The sequence below is a fragment of the Blautia sp. SF-50 genome (assembly GCF_900101315.1).
GTDB lineage: Bacteria > Bacillota > Clostridia > Lachnospirales > Lachnospiraceae > Blautia_A > Blautia_A fusiformis.
Genome location: NZ_FMUW01000003.1, coordinates 93,530 through 112,218, shown reverse-complemented (window position 1 = coordinate 112,218; position 18,689 = coordinate 93,530). Strand labels below are relative to the sequence as shown.

General features: G+C 44.7%; 13 protein-coding genes, 1 tRNA gene and 1 other RNA gene. 6 read left to right on the top strand and 9 right to left on the bottom strand.

Going from position 1 to position 18,689, the window contains the following annotated elements; all coding sequences use genetic code 11:
- Positions 1-217: 217 nt before the first annotated feature.
- Together BLP57_RS02875 and BLP57_RS02870 are read right to left on the bottom strand one after the other, a co-directional pair.
- Positions 218-2,122 carry a GGDEF domain-containing phosphodiesterase gene (locus BLP57_RS02875; protein WP_235812324.1) on the bottom strand — a complete coding sequence of 635 codons (1,905 nt, stop codon included), beginning with the start codon at positions 2,120-2,122 and terminating at the stop codon, positions 218-220.
- Entirely contained in the window at positions 2,109-3,788 is a 1,680-nt protein-coding gene (locus BLP57_RS02870) for a GGDEF domain-containing protein (protein WP_059085221.1), read from the bottom strand. Before BLP57_RS02870 ends, BLP57_RS02875 begins: the two co-directional genes overlap by 14 nt.
- 213 nt (positions 3,789-4,001) lie before the next feature.
- Between BLP57_RS02870 and BLP57_RS02865 the strand changes: the two genes are divergently transcribed.
- Together BLP57_RS02865 and BLP57_RS02860 are read left to right on the top strand one after the other, a co-directional pair.
- A tRNA-Glu gene (locus BLP57_RS02865) sits at positions 4,002-4,073 on the top strand.
- Positions 4,074-4,297: 224 nt separating this feature from the next.
- Positions 4,298-5,461: a ComEC/Rec2 family competence protein gene (locus tag BLP57_RS02860; RefSeq protein WP_092069333.1), complete on the top strand. Its 1,164-nt coding sequence runs from the start codon at positions 4,298-4,300 to the stop codon at positions 5,459-5,461.
- Positions 5,462-5,588: 127 nt separating this feature from the next.
- On the opposite strand, the gene BLP57_RS02855 is transcribed toward BLP57_RS02860, so the two are convergent.
- From BLP57_RS02855 to BLP57_RS02835, 5 genes are read right to left on the bottom strand one after another with little or no spacing between them, the layout of a single operon-like run.
- Positions 5,589-7,742: an RNA degradosome polyphosphate kinase gene (locus tag BLP57_RS02855; protein WP_059085223.1), complete on the bottom strand. Its 2,154-nt coding sequence runs from the start codon at positions 7,740-7,742 to the stop codon at positions 5,589-5,591.
- Positions 7,743-7,758: 16 nt separating this feature from the next.
- Entirely contained in the window at positions 7,759-9,294 is a 1,536-nt protein-coding gene (locus BLP57_RS02850) for a Ppx/GppA phosphatase family protein (RefSeq protein ID WP_021650327.1), read from the bottom strand.
- Between the two features lie 34 nt (positions 9,295-9,328).
- On the bottom strand, positions 9,329-10,645 hold the full coding sequence (locus BLP57_RS02845; RefSeq protein WP_044960616.1) for an ATP-binding protein: 1,317 nt from the start codon (positions 10,643-10,645) through the stop codon (positions 9,329-9,331).
- A gap of 25 nt (positions 10,646-10,670) precedes the next feature.
- On the bottom strand, positions 10,671-11,801 hold the full coding sequence (gene pheA, locus BLP57_RS02840; protein WP_021650329.1) for a prephenate dehydratase: 1,131 nt from the start codon (positions 11,799-11,801) through the stop codon (positions 10,671-10,673).
- The gene (locus BLP57_RS02835; protein ID WP_092069330.1) at positions 11,798-13,096 is read right to left on the bottom strand and encodes a bifunctional folylpolyglutamate synthase/dihydrofolate synthase; all 1,299 of its coding nucleotides are present in this window, start codon (positions 13,094-13,096) and stop codon (positions 11,798-11,800) included. The genes pheA and BLP57_RS02835 overlap by 4 nt, the downstream gene beginning before the upstream one ends.
- A 253-nt stretch (positions 13,097-13,349) precedes the next feature.
- Between BLP57_RS02835 and BLP57_RS02830 the strand changes: the two genes are divergently transcribed.
- The 4 genes from BLP57_RS02830 (at position 13,350) to BLP57_RS02815 (ending at position 16,615) form a co-directional block, all read left to right on the top strand.
- On the top strand, positions 13,350-13,751 hold the full coding sequence (locus BLP57_RS02830) for a putative ABC transporter permease (protein ID WP_022426606.1): 402 nt from the start codon (positions 13,350-13,352) through the stop codon (positions 13,749-13,751).
- A gap of 69 nt (positions 13,752-13,820) precedes the next feature.
- Positions 13,821-14,744 (top strand): aspartate carbamoyltransferase, encoded by a 924-nt coding sequence (gene pyrB, locus BLP57_RS02825; RefSeq protein WP_022426605.1) that lies wholly within the window; start codon positions 13,821-13,823, stop codon positions 14,742-14,744.
- Positions 14,738-15,175, top strand: a complete 438-nt coding sequence (locus BLP57_RS02820; RefSeq protein ID WP_015525765.1) for an aspartate carbamoyltransferase regulatory subunit — start codon at positions 14,738-14,740, stop codon at positions 15,173-15,175. Before pyrB ends, BLP57_RS02820 begins: the two co-directional genes overlap by 7 nt.
- Before the next feature lie 555 nt (positions 15,176-15,730).
- Positions 15,731-16,615, top strand: coding sequence for a hypothetical protein (locus BLP57_RS02815; protein ID WP_059085225.1), 885 nt, complete (start codon positions 15,731-15,733; stop codon positions 16,613-16,615).
- An 89-nt stretch (positions 16,616-16,704) separates the two neighbouring features.
- On the opposite strand, the gene rnpB is transcribed toward BLP57_RS02815, so the two are convergent.
- Positions 16,705-17,055, bottom strand: an RNA gene (rnpB, locus tag BLP57_RS02810) — RNase P RNA component class A.
- A 68-nt stretch (positions 17,056-17,123) separates the two neighbouring features.
- Complete coding sequence (locus BLP57_RS02805; protein WP_092069463.1) at positions 17,124-18,497, bottom strand: sodium-dependent transporter; 1,374 nt, start codon at positions 18,495-18,497, stop codon at positions 17,124-17,126.
- Between the last annotated feature and the right edge of the window lie 192 nt (positions 18,498-18,689).

Below are 18,689 nucleotides of genomic sequence, written 5' to 3'. Positions count from 1 at the left end.
AGTCCACATGATCATCTTTTCTCTGCAATTTTTCCAAAAGATACGCGTGGCAGTTCAAGGAACCGATCTTCCGAAAAATCGCTTTCTTCAGCCGCCACAGCCTATCTATTCTATCAAAAGTATCTGTAAACTTCAAGCAATTTGTGTCTGCCAGAATACAATAGGCGGAAAACCCTGCTTTTTATAAAAGCATGTTTTCCGCCTGTTTCTGATCATTTCAGGAAATTTTTTCCAGAAGCTTCTCCTCGCACAGGGGCCTGGAAAAATAATATCCCTGTATCATATCCACACCCCATTTTTCCAGAAGCTTTACCTCCTTTTCGGTCTCAGCGCCTTCTGCGATCACCTTATATCCCATATGCTGCAGGATCATGACAATGCTGCGATAAAAGGTAGCCGTCTGAGGATCGCTGCTGACCCCGGACAAAAGAGAACGGTCCATTTTTACTGCTGAAAACGGAATTCGAAGAACTGCGTTCAGATTTGCATAACCGGAACCAAAATCATCTAGGCACATGTGGATTCCCACTTCTGCAAAATCATCAATGGCTGTGCAGAAGCTTTCGCTGTATTCGGTTGCCACGTTTTCCGTGATCTCAAACTGAAAATATCCCGGATCTAATCCATACCCCTGTATGATCCCGATAAGCACATGGCTGTATCCGGGTTTCATCAATTCGGAAGGAGAAAGATTGAATTTCACATTCCGGATCTTCTTCATGATATATTCATGTTCTTTTATAAAACGGCAGACCTTGTGAAGCTGAAGACATCCCACTGCCGAGATCATTCCCTGTTTTTCCGCGATCCCGATAAACACATCCGGCGGGATCATTCCCAGAGCAGGATGTTTCAGCCGGCTCAGTGCCTCCAGAGTAATAAAATCCTGGTTTTTTATAGAATATACCGGCTGATAATATACTTCAAACAGATCCTCTTTCACAGCCTTCTGAAGAAAATGCTCCACTTCCTGTTCATAGCGGAAGCCCTCCAGGATCTTGCTGTCCGACTGAATCAGGACCGTATCCTGACGGTTCTGTATCAGAGAGATCATATATTCAATATAAGAAAGAATACTATCCTCTTTTTCCAGTTTTTCCGCATTCATGATCCCGCAGATCGCAGCATGGAACGACACCTTTTCGTTTTCGATAAAAAACGGCTTTTTCAGAAATTCTTCTATGCCATCTCTGGCTTTTTCATAATCTGTCAGCGAGTCCAGCACTGCCAGAAAGCAATTGCCTGTGATACGAAAGATCTGCACTGAATCCGTGATCTCCCGAAATCCCTTCGCCGCCCGGATCAGCAGCTGATCTCCCACTCTGGTACCGTAGATCCGGTTGATCTGCTTCATATTGCGGGCATCCACAGCAAGCAGATGAAAGCTTTCTTTTCGATAGAGCTTTTCTCCGATCCATTTGTCAAAATACTGTTTGTCAAATAAACCTGTCATACTGTCCGTATATTCACCTGGATTGTTCATAGTAAGATAGATCAGCCAAAGTCCTACAGAAAGTCCGAAGCCGGTAAGCAGTATTCTTTCCGCGGCAATCTGGAGAAACAGGCAGGCTGCTTCGATAAACCAAAATCTCCATATGGTGCGCCGTATTTCTTTTTCTGCTGTTTTTCCATAAAGTAACATAAATGCAACGATCACCAGCATAAAAAAGAATACATATCCATAGAGCAGAAAATGAAAACTTCCCCGGATAAATCTACCTTCCTGGTCAAAATAAAAAAGCCATCCCGTCCGTAAGTTTGCTGTAACTGCCAGCAGCATTGCAGCCGGCAGGACCACCCAGCCGGTTTTCAGCCATTTATACTTCTCCTTCTGTCTTCCGGTGATGATCCGAATGTAGCAGAAAAGCCCATAGGTAAGTATGACATCACAGAAATAATAGAGCGTCAGGACCAGCGCTGACATTCTGCAGACTTCGCTGCTGCCGCCTCCCGCGATCACCGCACTCAGCATATCCAGCAGCACGTAAACGCCGCTGAAAGCCAGAAAACATACAAAATTCCTGTTTTCCGCATTGTTCAGTCTTTTATGAGAAAAATAATGTATCGCGATCATCGTCACCAGAACAAGGGATGTGATCTGAAAACAGTTAATATACTCCATTTTTCAAATCCTCCTTCTTTTTGTTCTCATAAAGCTTCCTGTCTGCCTCATATTTCCATTCTCCTATGGATTTCAGAGAACCATCCTTATTCCGCAGATGGCTGTATCCCAGAGATAACGAAAAACGATGTCTGCATCCTCTCCCAATATTCCGGAGCTCTTCTTTCAGGCGTTCCGGCCAGAATTCGTCCGGTACTTCCGGCTCATAGACCAGAACCGCAAATTCATCCCCGCCGATGCGGTAGCAGGTTCCTTTTTCCCGGAAAACGTTCTCCACACATCTGGCCGAGATCACCACCATCTCGTCTCCTGCAGCCCGTCCGTATTCTTCGTTGATCACGCGAAGCTGATCGATATCGATATACATAAGAAGGATATCCCGGTATCTGCCCATATCTGCGGAAATACTTTCCAGTTTTTTCTCAAAATTGGCTCTCGTCTCAAGTCCTGTCATCCCATCCTCTCTGGACAGTCGTTCGTAAGCCTGGGATTCCAGACGGTAACGGACATTGTCTGCCATCATCATGACTGCGTCTGCAATGACCAGCACAAGAAACACAAGATTTCCCAATTCAAAAATGGATCCATAGTAGGAAATCTCGAACAGCCAGTACAGGATCAGCGCTATGATACCACTTGTTCCCACGATGATATATGCAATGAGAAGCAGATGTATCTCACGCTGTTTATGCTTCCGGTACTCCCGGATCAGAAGTACCGCTGATATCAGGACCCACACAAACAGCAGGATATGTGTTACAAACAGCATATCCTTAAATTCAAAGACTCCCAGGATCACCAGAACTCCCTGTAAAACAGCATTCAGATAAAATGTAAAGATTCCAAGATCCAGGAGCCTGTATTTTTTCATGTTTCCGATATTCTGCAAAAAACGCAACATCGGAACTGCTAGCAGCATGAACATATAAAAAGAAATGAGACATAATACTTCGGGGCATCTGCTGTAGCTTTGTGCCAGTGATGAGTCCGTCACCAGCCAGATACTGCACATCATAAGGAACAGTGCCACATCCCGGAACCGTCTGTCCGGCATCTGCCTTATTCTCATATAGATGCAGATGCACAGGGCGATCATACTTAATACGATCATGATCGTTGCCGCCCCTAAAGGAATGGCTGCTTTTCTGATCTGATACCAGGCTATTGCACTTCCGGTTCCTATGCATACCGGCTCTATAACATATTTTCCTCTCTGAGGCGCAGAATAGCTGAACGTCAGGACTTTTCCCTCTGTGTCATTACCCAGAGCGGCGATGCACTGCACCTTGGAACGCATCTGCACATTTTTGGAAAACATGGCCTCCTTATATTCATACAGGATCTTTCCATTCAGGCGTATCACCAGATCGTACTGGGCTCCTGTAGAAACCACGGTCATTCCTCTGCTTTCCGCTCCCAGACTTTCATTGTACAGGATCAGCTTTTCACCTGTTTTTGCCGGAATTTCCGCAGGCAGGGTGATCTCCTGTTTTTTTCCGTCTTTTATGTAGTACCATCCTTTGTTAAGAAGCTGTACACTGTCCTGCTTCTGGATCAGCCCCCCTGTGTGGATCGCCGCAAAGATCGCGCCAAAAACCAGCAGTACCACAACAAAAAGAAAGGATTCTCCCTTCCATATCAAACTTTTCTTTTTTCTGTAATCCATACTCTTCCTCTTTATATTTTTTTATTCCATTTCGTTTTGTATCTATCATATCATCAATAGATTTTTCCGTCAAAAAAATCATCAAAAAACAGGGTGAAAAATTTTTTCAAAAAAAGAAAAAAAGTGCTTGCATTTTGTAAGAAAGTATTATATACTAACGAAGTCGGTTGCGGGAAACAACAGAAATCAAGAGCAAACGACACAAATGAATATGGCCAGTTGGTCAAGGGGTTAAGACGCCGCCCTCTCACGGCGGAAACACGGGTTCGATTCCCGTACTGGCTATCAACTGAAAGCAGTTAGGATTTTTATTCTGACTGCTTTTTTGTGATTGTTATACTTCACTTTTTCCTGTTATCGTTATCAAACGTTGCTCTGAACATTGCATATAAAAATTTCGTTCTTCCTGTTTATCTGTTTTCTGTATTTTCACATATATTATTTTGCATTTCTTTCTCTTCTGTTTTATAATTTCCCCTGAAAATACTTAAGATAAGGGGTGACTTCTCATGCATCACAAACGTTCTTTTCGCAGAAAGCTGCAGACATTTTTTCTTTCTCTGCTGCTTGTTCTGCTAACAGTCGCAGGAGTTCCCTCTGCTGCTTACACAGCCGAGGCTGCTTCTGCTGACACAACAATGGCTGTACACTTTCTGGATGTAGGGCAGGGGCTTTCGATCCTGGTCCAGTCACAGGGGCAGAATCTCCTGTATGACGGCGGTGACCGAGGACATTCCAGTTTCGTGGTTTCCTATCTACAGAAACAGAATATTTCCATCATTGACTATATGATCTCCTCCCATTATGACGAGGACCATGTGGCTGGTCTTGTAGGATGCTTGGACAGCTTTTCCGTAAAAAATGTGATCGGTGCAGATTATGTACAGGATACAAAGATCTATCAATCTTTTGAAAACAGTGTTGCCGCTCAGGGATTAACTGTGCAGCATCCGGAGCCCGGAACGGATTTTACTTTCGGAGGCGGGAAATTTACGGTGCTTTCTCCTCAATCGATCAGCAGCAACGATAACGACAATTCTGTTGCGATCCGGCTGGAAAACGGAAATAACCATTTTCTTTTTACTGGGGATGCAGAATCTGCCGGGGAGGAAGCGATCTGTGATCTGGGACTTGATCTTTCCTGCGATGTGATCGTTCCGGGACATCACGGTTCTGCCACTGCCACCACCTGGGATCTGCTTCAGAAGACTGTTCCGGAATATGCAGTGATCAGCTGCGGCGCCGGCAATTCCTACGGACATCCTCATAAGGATACCATGGATAAGCTTGCAGATATGGGAATACAGGTATTTCGTACTGATGAGCAGGGTACGGTGATCGCAGTCAGCGACGGAAGCAATATCCAGTGGAACCAGAGTCCCTGTAATGATTATTCTGCTGGAGATGAATCGGATACCGGCACACAGCCTTCCTCCGCTTATAAGGATTCCGGTGCGTCCGGCTATGGATCTTCTGCTTCGGCTGCTGCAGATCCTCAGACCGGAGTGCAGGCCGATCCGGAGCCAGTGGGTGATATGGTCTGGATCTCCGCTACCGGAAGCAAGTACCACCGGATCCCTAACTGTGGAAATATGAATCCGGATAATGCCACAGAAATGACACGCTCCCAGGCTGAAGCTGCAGGGTATAAAGCCTGCAAGAAGTGTTATTAGAAACGCCCGCATGCTGTCAGGTTTTCTGAATATCATGCAGTATTGACATAATATGGATAATCTTTGAGAACATTATTTAAGGACAGCTGTATCATAAATTGATATGACAGGCTGTCCTTTTCTTTTACTATTTTATAATATCCTCCGCCGGTTCAGCCGGTACGAAAACTCTCTTCTTTTCTTTTTTCTCCTTTTTTGCTGCCTTTGCCCGCTCGGTAGCCTCCCTGCAGAATTCCATCTGGGAATTTATCAACGTTTTGCCACGTTTGTCCTGCTTCTCATACAAACCGGAGGGTTGCAGGATATGTGCTTTTACATTGTCACGGAATTCCAGATCCAGCACATGCATGATCTCTTCCTTGATCCGCTCATCTTCCACAGGGAAAACAATCTCCACACGACGGTCAAGGTTACGTGGCATCCAATCCGCACTTCCCATATAGATTTCATCGGAACCTCCATTGCGGAAATAGAAAATACGGCTGTGCTCCAGGAAATTACCAACGATCGAACGCACGTGAATATTTTCGCTGATACCCGGAATGCCCACCTTCAGGCAGCAGATGCCGCGGATCAGAAGATCGATCCTGACCCCACAGGAAGAAGCATAATACAGCGCTGCAATGATCTCAGGGTCGCACAGAGAATTCATCTTTGCCGCAATGTGAGCCTCTTCTCCCTTTTTCGCATGCTCCGCTTCTCTTTCGATCATTTTTACAAAACGGTCCTTCATCCAGATCGGTGCAACGATCAGGCGATTCCAGCGCTTCGGCTCGGAATATCCGGAAAGCATATTGAACACAGCAGTTGCATCCTCTCCAAACCGTTCATCACAGGTAAATATACCACAGTCTGTATAAAGCTTGGCTGTGGAATCGTTATAGTTTCCGGTTGCCAGATGCACATATCTGCGGATCCCGTTTTCTTCTCTTCTCACAACAAGAGTGATCTTACTGTGTGTTTTCAGGCCCACCAGACCATAGATCACATGACAGCCTGCCTTTTCCAGCATTTTTGCCCAGACGATATTGTTTTCCTCATCAAAACGCGCTTTCAGCTCTACAAGAACAGAAACCTGCTTGCCGTTTTCTGCGGCTTGAGCAAGTGCCGCGATGATGGGTGAATTGCCGCTGACGCGATACAGGGTCTGCTTGATTGCCAGTACATCCGGGTCCTTTGCCGCCTGACGCACGAAATTCACCACCGGATCAAAGCTCATATACGGATGATGCAGGAACACATCACCCTCCCTGATCACCTGAAAAATATCTTTATCATTCTGAAATGCAGGCACTGCTGCCGGTTTGTATTTCGGTTCCTTGAACTGATCGTATCCGTCAATACCATAAACCTTCATCAGCATGGTCAGATCCAGAGGTCCGTTGATAAAAAAGATATCATCTCCATGAACCTGAAACTCCATTTTCAGAATATCCAGAAGCCGCGGATCCATCTTATCTTCCACTTCCAGGCGGATCACCTCTCCCCACTGGCGCTTTTTCAGCTGTTTCTGGATCTCAACCAGAAGATCCTCTGCCTCATCCTCGTCAATAGGAAGATCCGCATTACGCATGATCCTGTACGGATGGGCACAGATCACATCATAGCTTAAAAACAGCTTATCGATGTTGCGCTCAATGATCTGTTCCAGAAGTGTTACGGTTGTATGGCCTTTTTTCTCAGATGGAATGATCACTACTCTCGGAAGTACAGAAGGCACCTGTACAGTGGCAAAATCAATCTCTTCTTTTCCTTTTTTGGTATCTTTTTTGGAAAGAAGCGCTCCGATATTCAACGTTTTATTACGGATCAGAGGAAACGGTCTGGAAGAATCCATTGCCATTGGTGTCAGGACCGGATATACATTATCTTCAAAATACTGATCCACAAATTCTTTCTGCTTCTCGGAAAATGCCTCGTGCTCAAAGATCACATGAAGTCCTGCTTTTTCAAGTGCAGGGACCAGAGACCGGTTTAATGTACTGTACTGTACGTGAACAAGATCATGTGTCTGCCGGCTGATGGCTTTCAGCTGTTCCTTGGCTGTCATTCCTGCAATATCTGTTTTTTTGTACCCTGCATGAACCTGATCCTTCAGGGATGCAACACGGACCATATAAAATTCATCCAGATTGGATGAGGTGATACTCAAAAATTTCAGTCTCTCAAACAGAGGTAGATTTTTGTCTCTGGCTTCACTGAGCACACGATCATCAAATTTGATCCAGCTCAGCTCTCTGTTTACAAAATATTCCGGTTTGTCAAATTCCTTAAATTTCATACAAAAACCTCCTCCGTTATCTTCTTCCCTTCCGTCTCATTACAAGCCGGATTCCAAACACCTCTTCAAAAAATTCCTTTTTATCTTTCAGAAGCCCCAGCTCCAGAGAAACATCCCTTGCGGAATCCACCACCAGGTAAAGAATCCTGTCTTTTAAGGTTACATTAAGCGCTTTTACCTTCTGGTAATGGCTTCTGTCCATAGCATTGGCCAGGCGGAGAATCGCGGTCAGCTTCGCAGTTAGGAGATAATTTTCCCTGCTCATGGATGTTTCACGGTTGATCTCTTTGTAGCAGCCGAATTCTCTGGTATTGTACCTCACCGCACTAGCGATCACCTGCCGCTCCTCTGTGGAAAGACCTATGATCTCCGTAGCCATGATGATCCGGTAAGAGCATTCTGCCACCTCACTCATACTGATATATTTTCCGCAGTCATGAAGAAGAACTGCAATCTGCAAAAGAAGCCGTTCACGTTTTCCCATGCCGTGGATCTTCCTTGTGCTGTCAAAAATATCCAGTGCCACATCGGTAGTTCCTGCAATGTGGTTCTTTCCGCTGGAATACCTTTTGGCAATGTTCCTGGATGCCACCAGGATATCATTTTCAAAATTGTGTACACTTTTCAGATATTTGTTTTTTTCCGCATAGTCATAGGCAATCCCGTCCAGAAGAGAAACACCCGGGATCCAGAGTGCTTCTGCCTGAAAGATTTCTATAAAATTTCGGATGATAACCATGTTCGGCACGATCAGAGACGCATATTCCGGTTCCAACTCCATGGATTCGGCAAGGTCATGATCGGACATGTTTACAATGGTCTCGTATTTCTTCAGGAATTCCTCCTTTGTGATGATATTCTCTCCGGATCTGTCCTGAAAGATCGTATCTGTGAGAAAATCTCCCATCAGGATCAGATTGGAGATTTCCTTGTCCTTAAGATAAAGACGTTGAAAGCTTATCAGATCATTTCGGATAAATTCCTCTATCAGCCGGTCATAATGTGGAGTTGTTTTCTCCAGTTCTTTCAGACGTTCGCGGATACGAAGACTTCCCATACGGATACTCTGGGTCAGCACCAGAGCATCTTTGTCAAAGAGAGAGATCTGCAGATTTCCTCCTCCGATATCCAGGATCGCCGTCCCCTTCTGAATAGCCTTTTTGAAGCCGGATTCAATGGCAGCAATGGATTTATATCCCAGAAAATGCTGTTCCGCATTACTCAGGATCTCTACCCGGATACCAGTTCTCTGATAGATCTGCTCCAGGATGATCACCGGATTTTCCAGCTCACGGAGAGAGCTTGTTGCACACGCACGCCAGCTTTCTACCCCAAATTCAGCCATCATGCGTTTAAAATCATTAAGGATCTCGCAGAGCTCATCCACAGTCTCCATCTCTAGCCGTCCTGCAGCATAAGTTCCACGGCCCAGCTCCAGCTGGTAACGGACATCATTGATCTCCCGGAAGCCGATCCGCTTTGACATTTCAAAGATCTTCATACTGACTTCATAGGAGCCTATATCAATTGCTGCAAAGGTTGTCACCGCCATAGTTTTTCATCCTTTCCCCCAATACACAGGTAAACTATTTCTTTTTTTCTTCCTCTGTTCCCACAATGTAATCAATAAACTGCTGCGCTGCACGTCCGGTCAGTCCGCCGTGAGAGATCTCCCACTGGTTGGCTTTCAGAAGAAGTTCCTCCTCCGGCATGGTAACTCCATAACGGGCTGCCAGTGTGCGGACGATCTCCTGGAACTGTTTTTTGTCCGGTTTGCCAAAGTAGATACGGACGCCAAAGCGATATACCAGTGAAAGCTTCTCCTGCACGGTGTCGGAGGAATGCAGATCATTGTCATCTGCGATCTCCAGCTTATCTGTGGCACGCTCACGGACAAGATTACGCCGGTTGCTTGTGGCATAGATCAGGACATTGTCCGGTTTTTTCTCAAGACCGCCCTCGATCACGGCTTTCAGGTATTTATATTCAATCTCAAATTCCTCAAAGGAAAGATCATCCATATAAATGATAAAACGATAGTTACGGTTTTTGATCTGGGCGATGACTTCATTAAGATCCTGGAACTGATGCTTATAGGCCTCAATGATACGAAGTCCCTGATCATAATACTGGTTCAGGATTCCCTTGATACTGGAAGATTTACCGGTTCCCGCATCACCAAAGAGCAGACAGTTGTTCGCCTTTCTCCCCTGTACAAATGCCTCTGTATTATCAATGAGCTTTTTCTTGGCGATCTCATATCCTACCAGATCATCGATCTTCACATGTGCGATCCTTGTGATAGGCTGGATCTCCACCTTTCCCTCCTCATCGTGGCCGATACGGAATGCCTTATGGAGACCAAGCTTGCCAACACCGAAATCTTTATAGAAGGATACCATATCATCCATAAATTCTTCGGTTGTGGTGGCTGCTGCCAGGGTTTTGCTCATCTGGCAGATACGGTCACGGATCCTGGTATTAAAGAGCTTGCTGTTCTCATCCGGTGTCTGGTAATCACAGATCACCCTGCAGCATACAGTTCCGAACACTTTATCAAAGACCGTGATGTCAAAATCATACAATTCCTTGAAAATCTGGAAATCATTTTTTGCCAGGTCGTTAATGCTGCCCTTGATCGCTCCTCGTATCTCGCTTGCCATACTGAAAGCGTTCTCATGATTTACCAGAAGGAAGGTAAGATATGTATGCCAGATATTTCCGGAAAAACCGTACATTCCTGCCAGCTCCACCAGCCCGTTGACACTTTTGAAAAACTGGTCTTCTCTTGCCTTGAGTGCTTCTTCATCTGCTTCATAAAGATTAATAAGTTCTGTCATATCGTCCAGTATCTCACCGTTTGAAAATCCACGGTAAAGGATACATTCCTGAATTCTTGCCAACATAATAATTTAGCTCCTCTGTCTCTTAATAATTTCCAAGAACACGGAGAACATTCGCCTCCGCCTCGATTCCTCTTAACGCATTCTCCACAGCGCTTTCGCCAAGTTTCCCTGTGAAATCCACGAAAAAACGGTATTCCCAGGATTTTCCCGGAATCGGACGGGATTCAATTTTGGTCATGTTCAGTCCGTTGTAGATAATATGTGAAAGCATGTTGTAAAGAGTTCCGCTTTCATGAGGCAGCTCAAAACAGATGCTGATCTTCCCGGCCTTTTCCTCATATTCCGGTTTCCTGCTTACAATAATAAAACGTGTAGAGTTTGCTTTTTCTCTGCAGATATTTTCTGCAAGGACCTTCAGACCGAATACCTCACCAGCCTCACGGCTTGCGATAGCTGCCACGCCTTTGTCCCCCACCTCACTGACCTTTTTGGCCGCGCCTGCGGTGTTTTCCACTTCCTTCTTTTTCCAGGAAGGGTTTTCCTCCAGAAATGCCTTGCACTGGGCAAGCCCCTGAGGATGAGAGCAGACTTCCCTGATATCCCCTATCTGTGCATCCGGCATGCCCAGAAGCACATGATCCACACGGATGATCTGCTCGCCTACGATATACAGCTTGTACTCCATAAGAAGGTCATAGATATCAGCCACGATACCTGCAGTAGAATTCTCAATAGGAAGTACCGCATAATCGGCCTTGCCATGGGTTACATCCTCCATAGCTGTCCTCCATGTTTTTACATGGTAGCTTTCGATATTTTTCCCAAAGTACTGCCGCATAGCCGCATAGCTGTAGGCTCCCTCTACACCCTGGAACACAACCGTTGCGTTTTCAAGGGGAACATGCTTCACAGTTGTGAAATTGCGCTCTCCGTAAATCCCATGCTCTGTCAACAGCTGGTACTGTCTCTTACGGCTGATGGCCATGATCTGACGGAAAAGTTCCTGCACGCCGAGGCTGTTAAAGTCCCCGTGGGCCTTGTTTTTCAGCGTATGGATCTTCTGGCTCTCACGTGCCGGATCCAGTACCTGCTTACCGGTTTTTATTTTATATTCAGCGACTTCCTCACTCACCTTCATTCGTTTTTCAAAGAGACGTACGATCTCACTGTCGATCTCATCGATCTCGTCTCTGTATCTTTCCAAATCCGTCATTGGTTTCCTCCGTTATGTTTCCTGATAATTTCTGTAAGATCCCCCAGAAACGCCAGGGAACCAAAAGCAATGATCACATCCTCTTTTCCTGCCAGCTGATAGGCCTCTGCTACTGCGGCTTCGATGTTGTCAAAGGGCCTTACATCAGAATGAAATTCCCGCACCGCATCTGCCAGCTCCTGCGGGGTCAGAGCCCTGGGGTTATCCGGTGCCGCAATCGTCAGGATGGTATCTGCGTATTTTTCTGTTTTCTGGATGACCTTGCGGTAATCCTTGTCACGGAACATTCCCATGATGTAGATGATCCTTTTTCCCTTAAAATACCGTTCAATGGATGCAGCCAGCATGTCTGCCGCTGCAGGGTTATGAGCTCCATCAACCACAAAATCCGGTTCTGTCCCGAGAAGTGCAAATCTTCCCGGCCAGGTGGTACGTTTCAATCCATCCTGTCTCTGGACCAGTGTTGTGGGATATCCCTGTTCATTCAGGATTTCCAGTGCCCGGAGCGCTGCCACCGCATTTTCCTTCTGATAGGCACCTGCCAGGGATATTGTATATTTTTCTCCTTTATAAAGAAAGGTCTGGCCGGTTATGGATGCTTCCAGTACCTCTGCGCTGTCCCGGTCTGCTGCCTCGTATGGCACATTCTGTTCTTCGCATATTCTTCGTATGACCGCCTCTGCCTCCGGCTGCTGCTTTACAGTTACCATATGACTGTTCGGTTTAATGATGCCGGCCTTTTTTTCTGCTATCTCGCCCAGGGTATTTCCAAGAAATGCCGTATGATCCATACTGATGGATACCAGAATGGAAAGAACTGTAGTACTTATAATGTTGGTGGCATCCAGATCCCCGCCCATACCAACTTCCATTAATACCAGATCGCATTTCTCATCCCGAAAATAAAGAAATGCGGCTGCAGTTTCAATTTCAAATACTGACGGATGCGGTTTTCCCTCTTTTACGATCTCATCGATCACCTCCGCGATCCTTGTCACATATGCTGCAAATTTCTCTCTGCTGACAGGTTCTCCGTTAACCTCCATCCTCTCTCTGTAGGAATAGACCGCCGGGGAAATATATCTTCCGACCCGGTAACCTGCACCTGATAAAGCGGAATACAGATATGCGATCACAGAACCCTTTCCGTTAGTTCCCGCTACATGAACATACTTCAGTTCATCCTGGGGATCTCCAAGCCGCCTCATCAGTTCTCTCATATTTTCCAGTCCCAGAACAATTCCCTTTTTCAGTTCCGCAGCTCTGATGTAGGCACGACTTTCTTCATAATTCATCGTCTGTTTTCTCCTTCCGCATGTGTTGATGATCCATTACTGCTTTTTCACTTTGCAGTAATAATTTTGTTCATTATAACCCACGTGTATATTTTTTTCAAGGCAGGGAAGGCTATTAAAGACGCTTTTCCACGTTAAATATATTTAAAGTCCAGGCGGATATTCGCAGCCCCGCAGAGGACTTTCATAATTCAGTTAAACTGACATTTTTCCGGAAAGCGCAGGATTTCTGCTGATGAGAAGGAGCTTTAAAATGCAAAAGAAGGATTTTTTTCTGTGCGGTTTTACAGGCTGGTGTCTGGAGATCTTATGGACAGGACTGCACTCTCTTGTCACCGGACATTTTACTATGATGGGCAAAACATCTCTTCTGATGTTCCCTGTTTACGGACTTGCAGCACTGATCCGTCCGGCTTACTACAAGCTTGCCCGCTTTCCGGTTATGGTACGGGGGATCATTTACAGCTGCGGGATTTTTTTCGTGGAATTTTTAAGCGGATCTTTTTTTCAGAAGCTTCACATCTGTCCCTGGGATTATTCTCATGTTCCGCTTCAGTATAAAGGAGTGATCCGGCTGGACTATGCTCCTCTGTGGTTTTTTACCGGTCTCTTTTTCGAATGGCTTCTTCGACAAAATCCTCGGAAAGTCTCTTGAAAATCTCACAGTTATATTATATGATAACTGGAAGGAATCTTATTTCCAGTAAATAATTGGAGGTACAACATGAGACATTTAATGAGTCCATTGGATTTCTCGGTTGAAGAGCTTGATAAGCTTCTGAATCTCGCCGACGACATCGGGAAAAATCCAAAAAAGTATGCGCATACCTGTGATGATAAAAGGCTTGCGACATTGTTTTACGAACCAAGTACACGTACACGTTTAAGTTTCGAAGCAGCCATGATGAATCTTGGAGGAAAGGTTCTCGGTTTTTCTTCTGCTGATTCCAGCTCCGCATCCAAAGGCGAAAGCGTTGCCGATACTATTCGCGTTGTTTCCTGTTATGCAGATATCTGTGCTATGCGTCATCCGAAAGAGGGTGCTCCGCTTGTAGCTTCTATGTCATCCAACATTCCGGTGATCAATGCCGGTGATGGCGGCCACCAGCATCCTACCCAGACATTAACCGATCTTTTAACTATCCGTTCCCTGAAGGGCAGACTTGACAATATTACCATCGGCCTCTGCGGTGACCTGAAATTCGGCCGTACCGTTCACTCTCTGATCGAGGCTCTGGTCCGTTATGAAAATGTGAAATTTGTTCTGATCTCTCCGGAGGAGCTTCGTATTCCAAGCTATATCCGTGAGGATGTTCTGAAACGCAACAATGTCGAGTTTGTCGAGGAGGAACGTCTGGAGGATGCACTTCCGGATCTGGATATCCTGTACATGACCCGTGTTCAGAAGGAACGTTTCTTCAACGAAGAGGATTATGTCCGCATGAAAGATTTCTATGTTCTGGACAAACAGAAAATGGAGCTTGCACCGAAGGATATGTATGTCCTCCACCCACTCCCACGTGTTAACGAGATTTCTGTTGAAGTGGATTCTGATCCACGTGCCGCTTATTTCAAACAGGTCCAGTATGGTGTGTATGTCCGTATGGCCCTGATTCTTACATTACTGGAGGTGGAACTGCCATGTTAAACGTAGGTGCTCTTCGTGAGGGTTATGTTCTGGATCATATCAAAGCCGGCAAGGCAATGACGATCTATCATGACCTGAAGCTGGATAAGCTGGACTGTACGGTTGCTATCATCAAAAATGCCCGCAGCCAGAAAATGGGAAAAAAGGATATCATCAAGGTTGAATGCCCCATCGAGGATCTGGATCTGGATATCCTTGGTTTTATCGATCATAATATTACCGTAAATATCATCAAGGACGAAAAGATCGTTGCAAAGAAAGAGCTGAAGCTGCCGAAGCAGGTTGTGAACGTGATCAAATGCAAGAATCCTCGCTGCATTACTTCCATCGAGCAGGGACTGGATCAGATTTTTGTTCTTGCAGATGAAGAGAATGAGGTTTACCGGTGTAAGTATTGCGAGGAGAAATATAGAGGTAAACGGAATAAATAGAGTTCATATGAGCATGATTAACAAACGGACGCGTCCGGTCCCCGCTTCGATATTTGGCTGTTTCGGAGCCTAGTAATACTAAGCCTGCGAAAGACTGCTAAAAACATTTTCCAAAATCATGAACTCGCTCCTGACGTCGCTCAGACAGCATGATTTTGAAAAATAACGCAGTCTCCCGCAGACCAAGTATTACTACGGCTCCTGTAAAGGCCTGAATATCGACGCGGGGACCGGGCGCTGTGTTTTCATAGATTTTGAAATGGTGGGTTTCTGCTCATTGCTCCTCTGTTTTTTTATTGTTGACTTTTTATGTTAGATATTTTATTCTTTTAGAAACAGATTTGCATTTCCGGAAAGGATTGTCTGTATTACATTTTTTAGTTTTTCTATTTCTATTCTTATTATAATCTACCGATTCTGGTATTTTTTCATTTTATCAAGTTTACATACACATAGCTGTTGCGCAAAGGAAAATGTATTGTCTGTTTTTATTTTTTCTGTTATATTGTAATCAGACAATTTCTTTCTGATTTCCTTTTGCAGGAAGGATTTTTTATGACACAGAAAGAAATGATTACAAATGATAAAATCGGTTCTGCAACTGTATTTCAGCATGAAGATACGGTTCTAAAGACTGCCGCTCAATTCTTTGCCGAGGAGCTGATTCCTTATCTTGGCATTGATGGAAAGGTTGTATCTTCTGCTCCTACAGAGTCCATTGTTCTTAATCTTAAGAAATTCTATGAAGATATCAATCTCATCATGGAAGATGGTACGTGGAAACACTTTGAATTTCAGAGTAAGAATGAAGGGATTCCCGGTTTGAAGCGTTTTCGATCCTATGAAGCTGTGACCAGTTATCAGTATGGCGTTTCTATCACCACATACGTTCTTTATTCGGGAAATATCCGAAATCCGGTCACTTCATTTACTGAAGGAATAAATACTTATCGTATTATTCCGATCATAATGAAGAATCACAATGCAGATAGGCTGATTGAAACGCTGAAAGAGAAATTTTCCTCTGAAGACATTCTTACAAAGGCTGATCTCGTTCCGTTAACACTTATCCCTCTGATGGATGGTCAACTTTCTCAAAAGGAACGATTCATTCAGGCATTCTCTCTGACCGAAAATACAAAAGATATTCCATCGGAAGATCTGCAAAAAATTGAGGCAATGCTCTACACTATGGCAGATAAGTTTCTTGAAAATGATGATTTTGAACATGTAAAGGAGTGTATTCGTATGACACGTTTGGGTCAGATGCTGTTTAATGATGGTTTTAATGATGGTTTCAACAATGGTTCCCAGAAAAAGCAGCTTGAAATTGCCCGAAATCTGATAGGAAAACTCAGTGATACTTCTATCGCTGAAACTACCGGTTTGTCTTTGGATGTGATTTTGGAGCTGAAAAAAGAAAAAACTATGAAACTATAAAAAGCTGTCATTCTTTATCAAAAAAGCAACTGGTATTTCACAGATCAGATCTGCAAAATACAGTTGCTTTTATTATGTGCTTATTATCATACACAGTCAGACCGATAAGCCGGGTTATGTCGTTGGGTGATCATCTATCTAGGCCTTCCGTTGCCAGAAGGCTCCAGCGACCTACCTGAAAGCACGACGGGCCGCCGTATGGCTTTCTTCTCGGTCTTGCTTCGAATGGAGTTTACATGTGCCCGCTCTGTTACCACAGCGGCGGTAGTCTCTTACACTGCCTTTCCACCCTTACCCCGCAAAACGGGGCGGTTTATTTCTGTTGCACTGGTCTGGGAGTTACCTCCACCGGACGTTATCCGGCATCCTGCCCTGTGAAGCCCGGACTTTCCTCGTCTGGACCCTTTCGTCTGTCCAGCCGCGATCACCTGGCCTGGCTGCGCACCTGCTATTTTAACACAGGTGTATAGACTTGTAAAGTTGGAATTTTCTTGGTCTCCTATGTCTTTTACATGGAAATCCATCCAAATGCATTTGCCACAGAACTGAAAAGAATGATCGCCGCAAAGATTGGGCAAAGATACTGGATCATAAAATTAAAGATTCTTTTTCTGCGGAAAGTACCACCTTCCTGCAGTACTTCCTCTTCAATCTTCTTTGTACCAACTACTCTGGATATCAGAAGACAGGTAGCAATCGCTGCGATCGGCATCATGACAGAGTTCGTCAGGAAATCAAAGAAATCAAGGAACTGCATTCCAATGATCTTAACACACGCCAGAGGACCATAGCCAAGAGAAGAAAGACTTCCGAGAACAACCATGATAATTCCGACAAATACTGTTGCCTTCTTGCGTCCCCATTTCAGTTCATCCTGAAAAGTAGATACTGCACTCTCAGTCAATGCAATAGAACTGGTCAAGGCTGCACAGAGAACCAGTACAAAAAACAGGATTCCAACCAGAGTTCCAAATCCCATGCTTGCGAATACCTTCGGAATCGTAATAAACATCAGTGCCGGTCCCGCCTGTAACGTATCCGGATCTCCACCGGAGAATGCAAACACAGCCGGAATGATCATCAGACCTGCCATCATTGCGATCGCTGTGTCAAAAATTTCTACATTTTGTGTAGACCCTTCAATAGATACATCCTTTTTCATATAAGAACCAAAAGTTACCAGAATACCCATTGCGATCGACAGAGAATAAAACATCTGTCCCATTGCCGCAACCACTGTCATCCAGGAGAAGTTTTTGATATTTGGTATCAGAAAATATTTCACACCTTCCAGTGCTCCTGGCCTCGTTACCGAATAAATGACAATGACCACAGACAAGAATACCAGTATCGGCATCATTAATTTGGAAACTCGTTCCACGCCATTCTGCACACCTGCATAAATGATCACCAGCGTAAGCAGTGTAAAAAACAGGAAACAGGTTTCTGTAGAAAATCCATCCGCTATAAAAGCAGAAAAATATCCGTCTTCAGCAAGAGTCTGACTGCCTCCCTTTACATACTCCACCAAGTATTTAATTACCCAGCCACCGATCACGGAATAATACGGCACGATCAGAACCGGTATGATCGCATTGATCCAACCGCCCAAAGACAGCCACTTTGATTTACCAAAAGTTCCAAACGCACCTACCGGACTTTTCTTTGTCATACGTCCCAGAGCTGTCTCTGCCACGATCATAGAATATCCAAAGGTCAATGCCAAAATGATATAGATCAGTAAAAAAATTCCACCGCCGTACTTTGCCGCCAGATAAGGGAATCTCCATATATTCCCAAGCCCTACCGAAGCACCAGCTGCAGACAGTACAAATCCAATCTTCCCGGAAAATGTACTCCTCTCATGTTTATGTTTCTCCATAATTCTTCCTTTCCCGTCACATATTTGTTTTTCATATTCTTTATGTCTTCTCAATTTCCGCTCATATGATAATACCATGCTTTTATCCCTCAGGCAAACAATATATTAAAAAAATGCAGAGCCTATATTTCCTGAATTACTGTTCACTCCATTCTCAATAACACGCTTCGCGATGCTCAGAATTTATGCTAA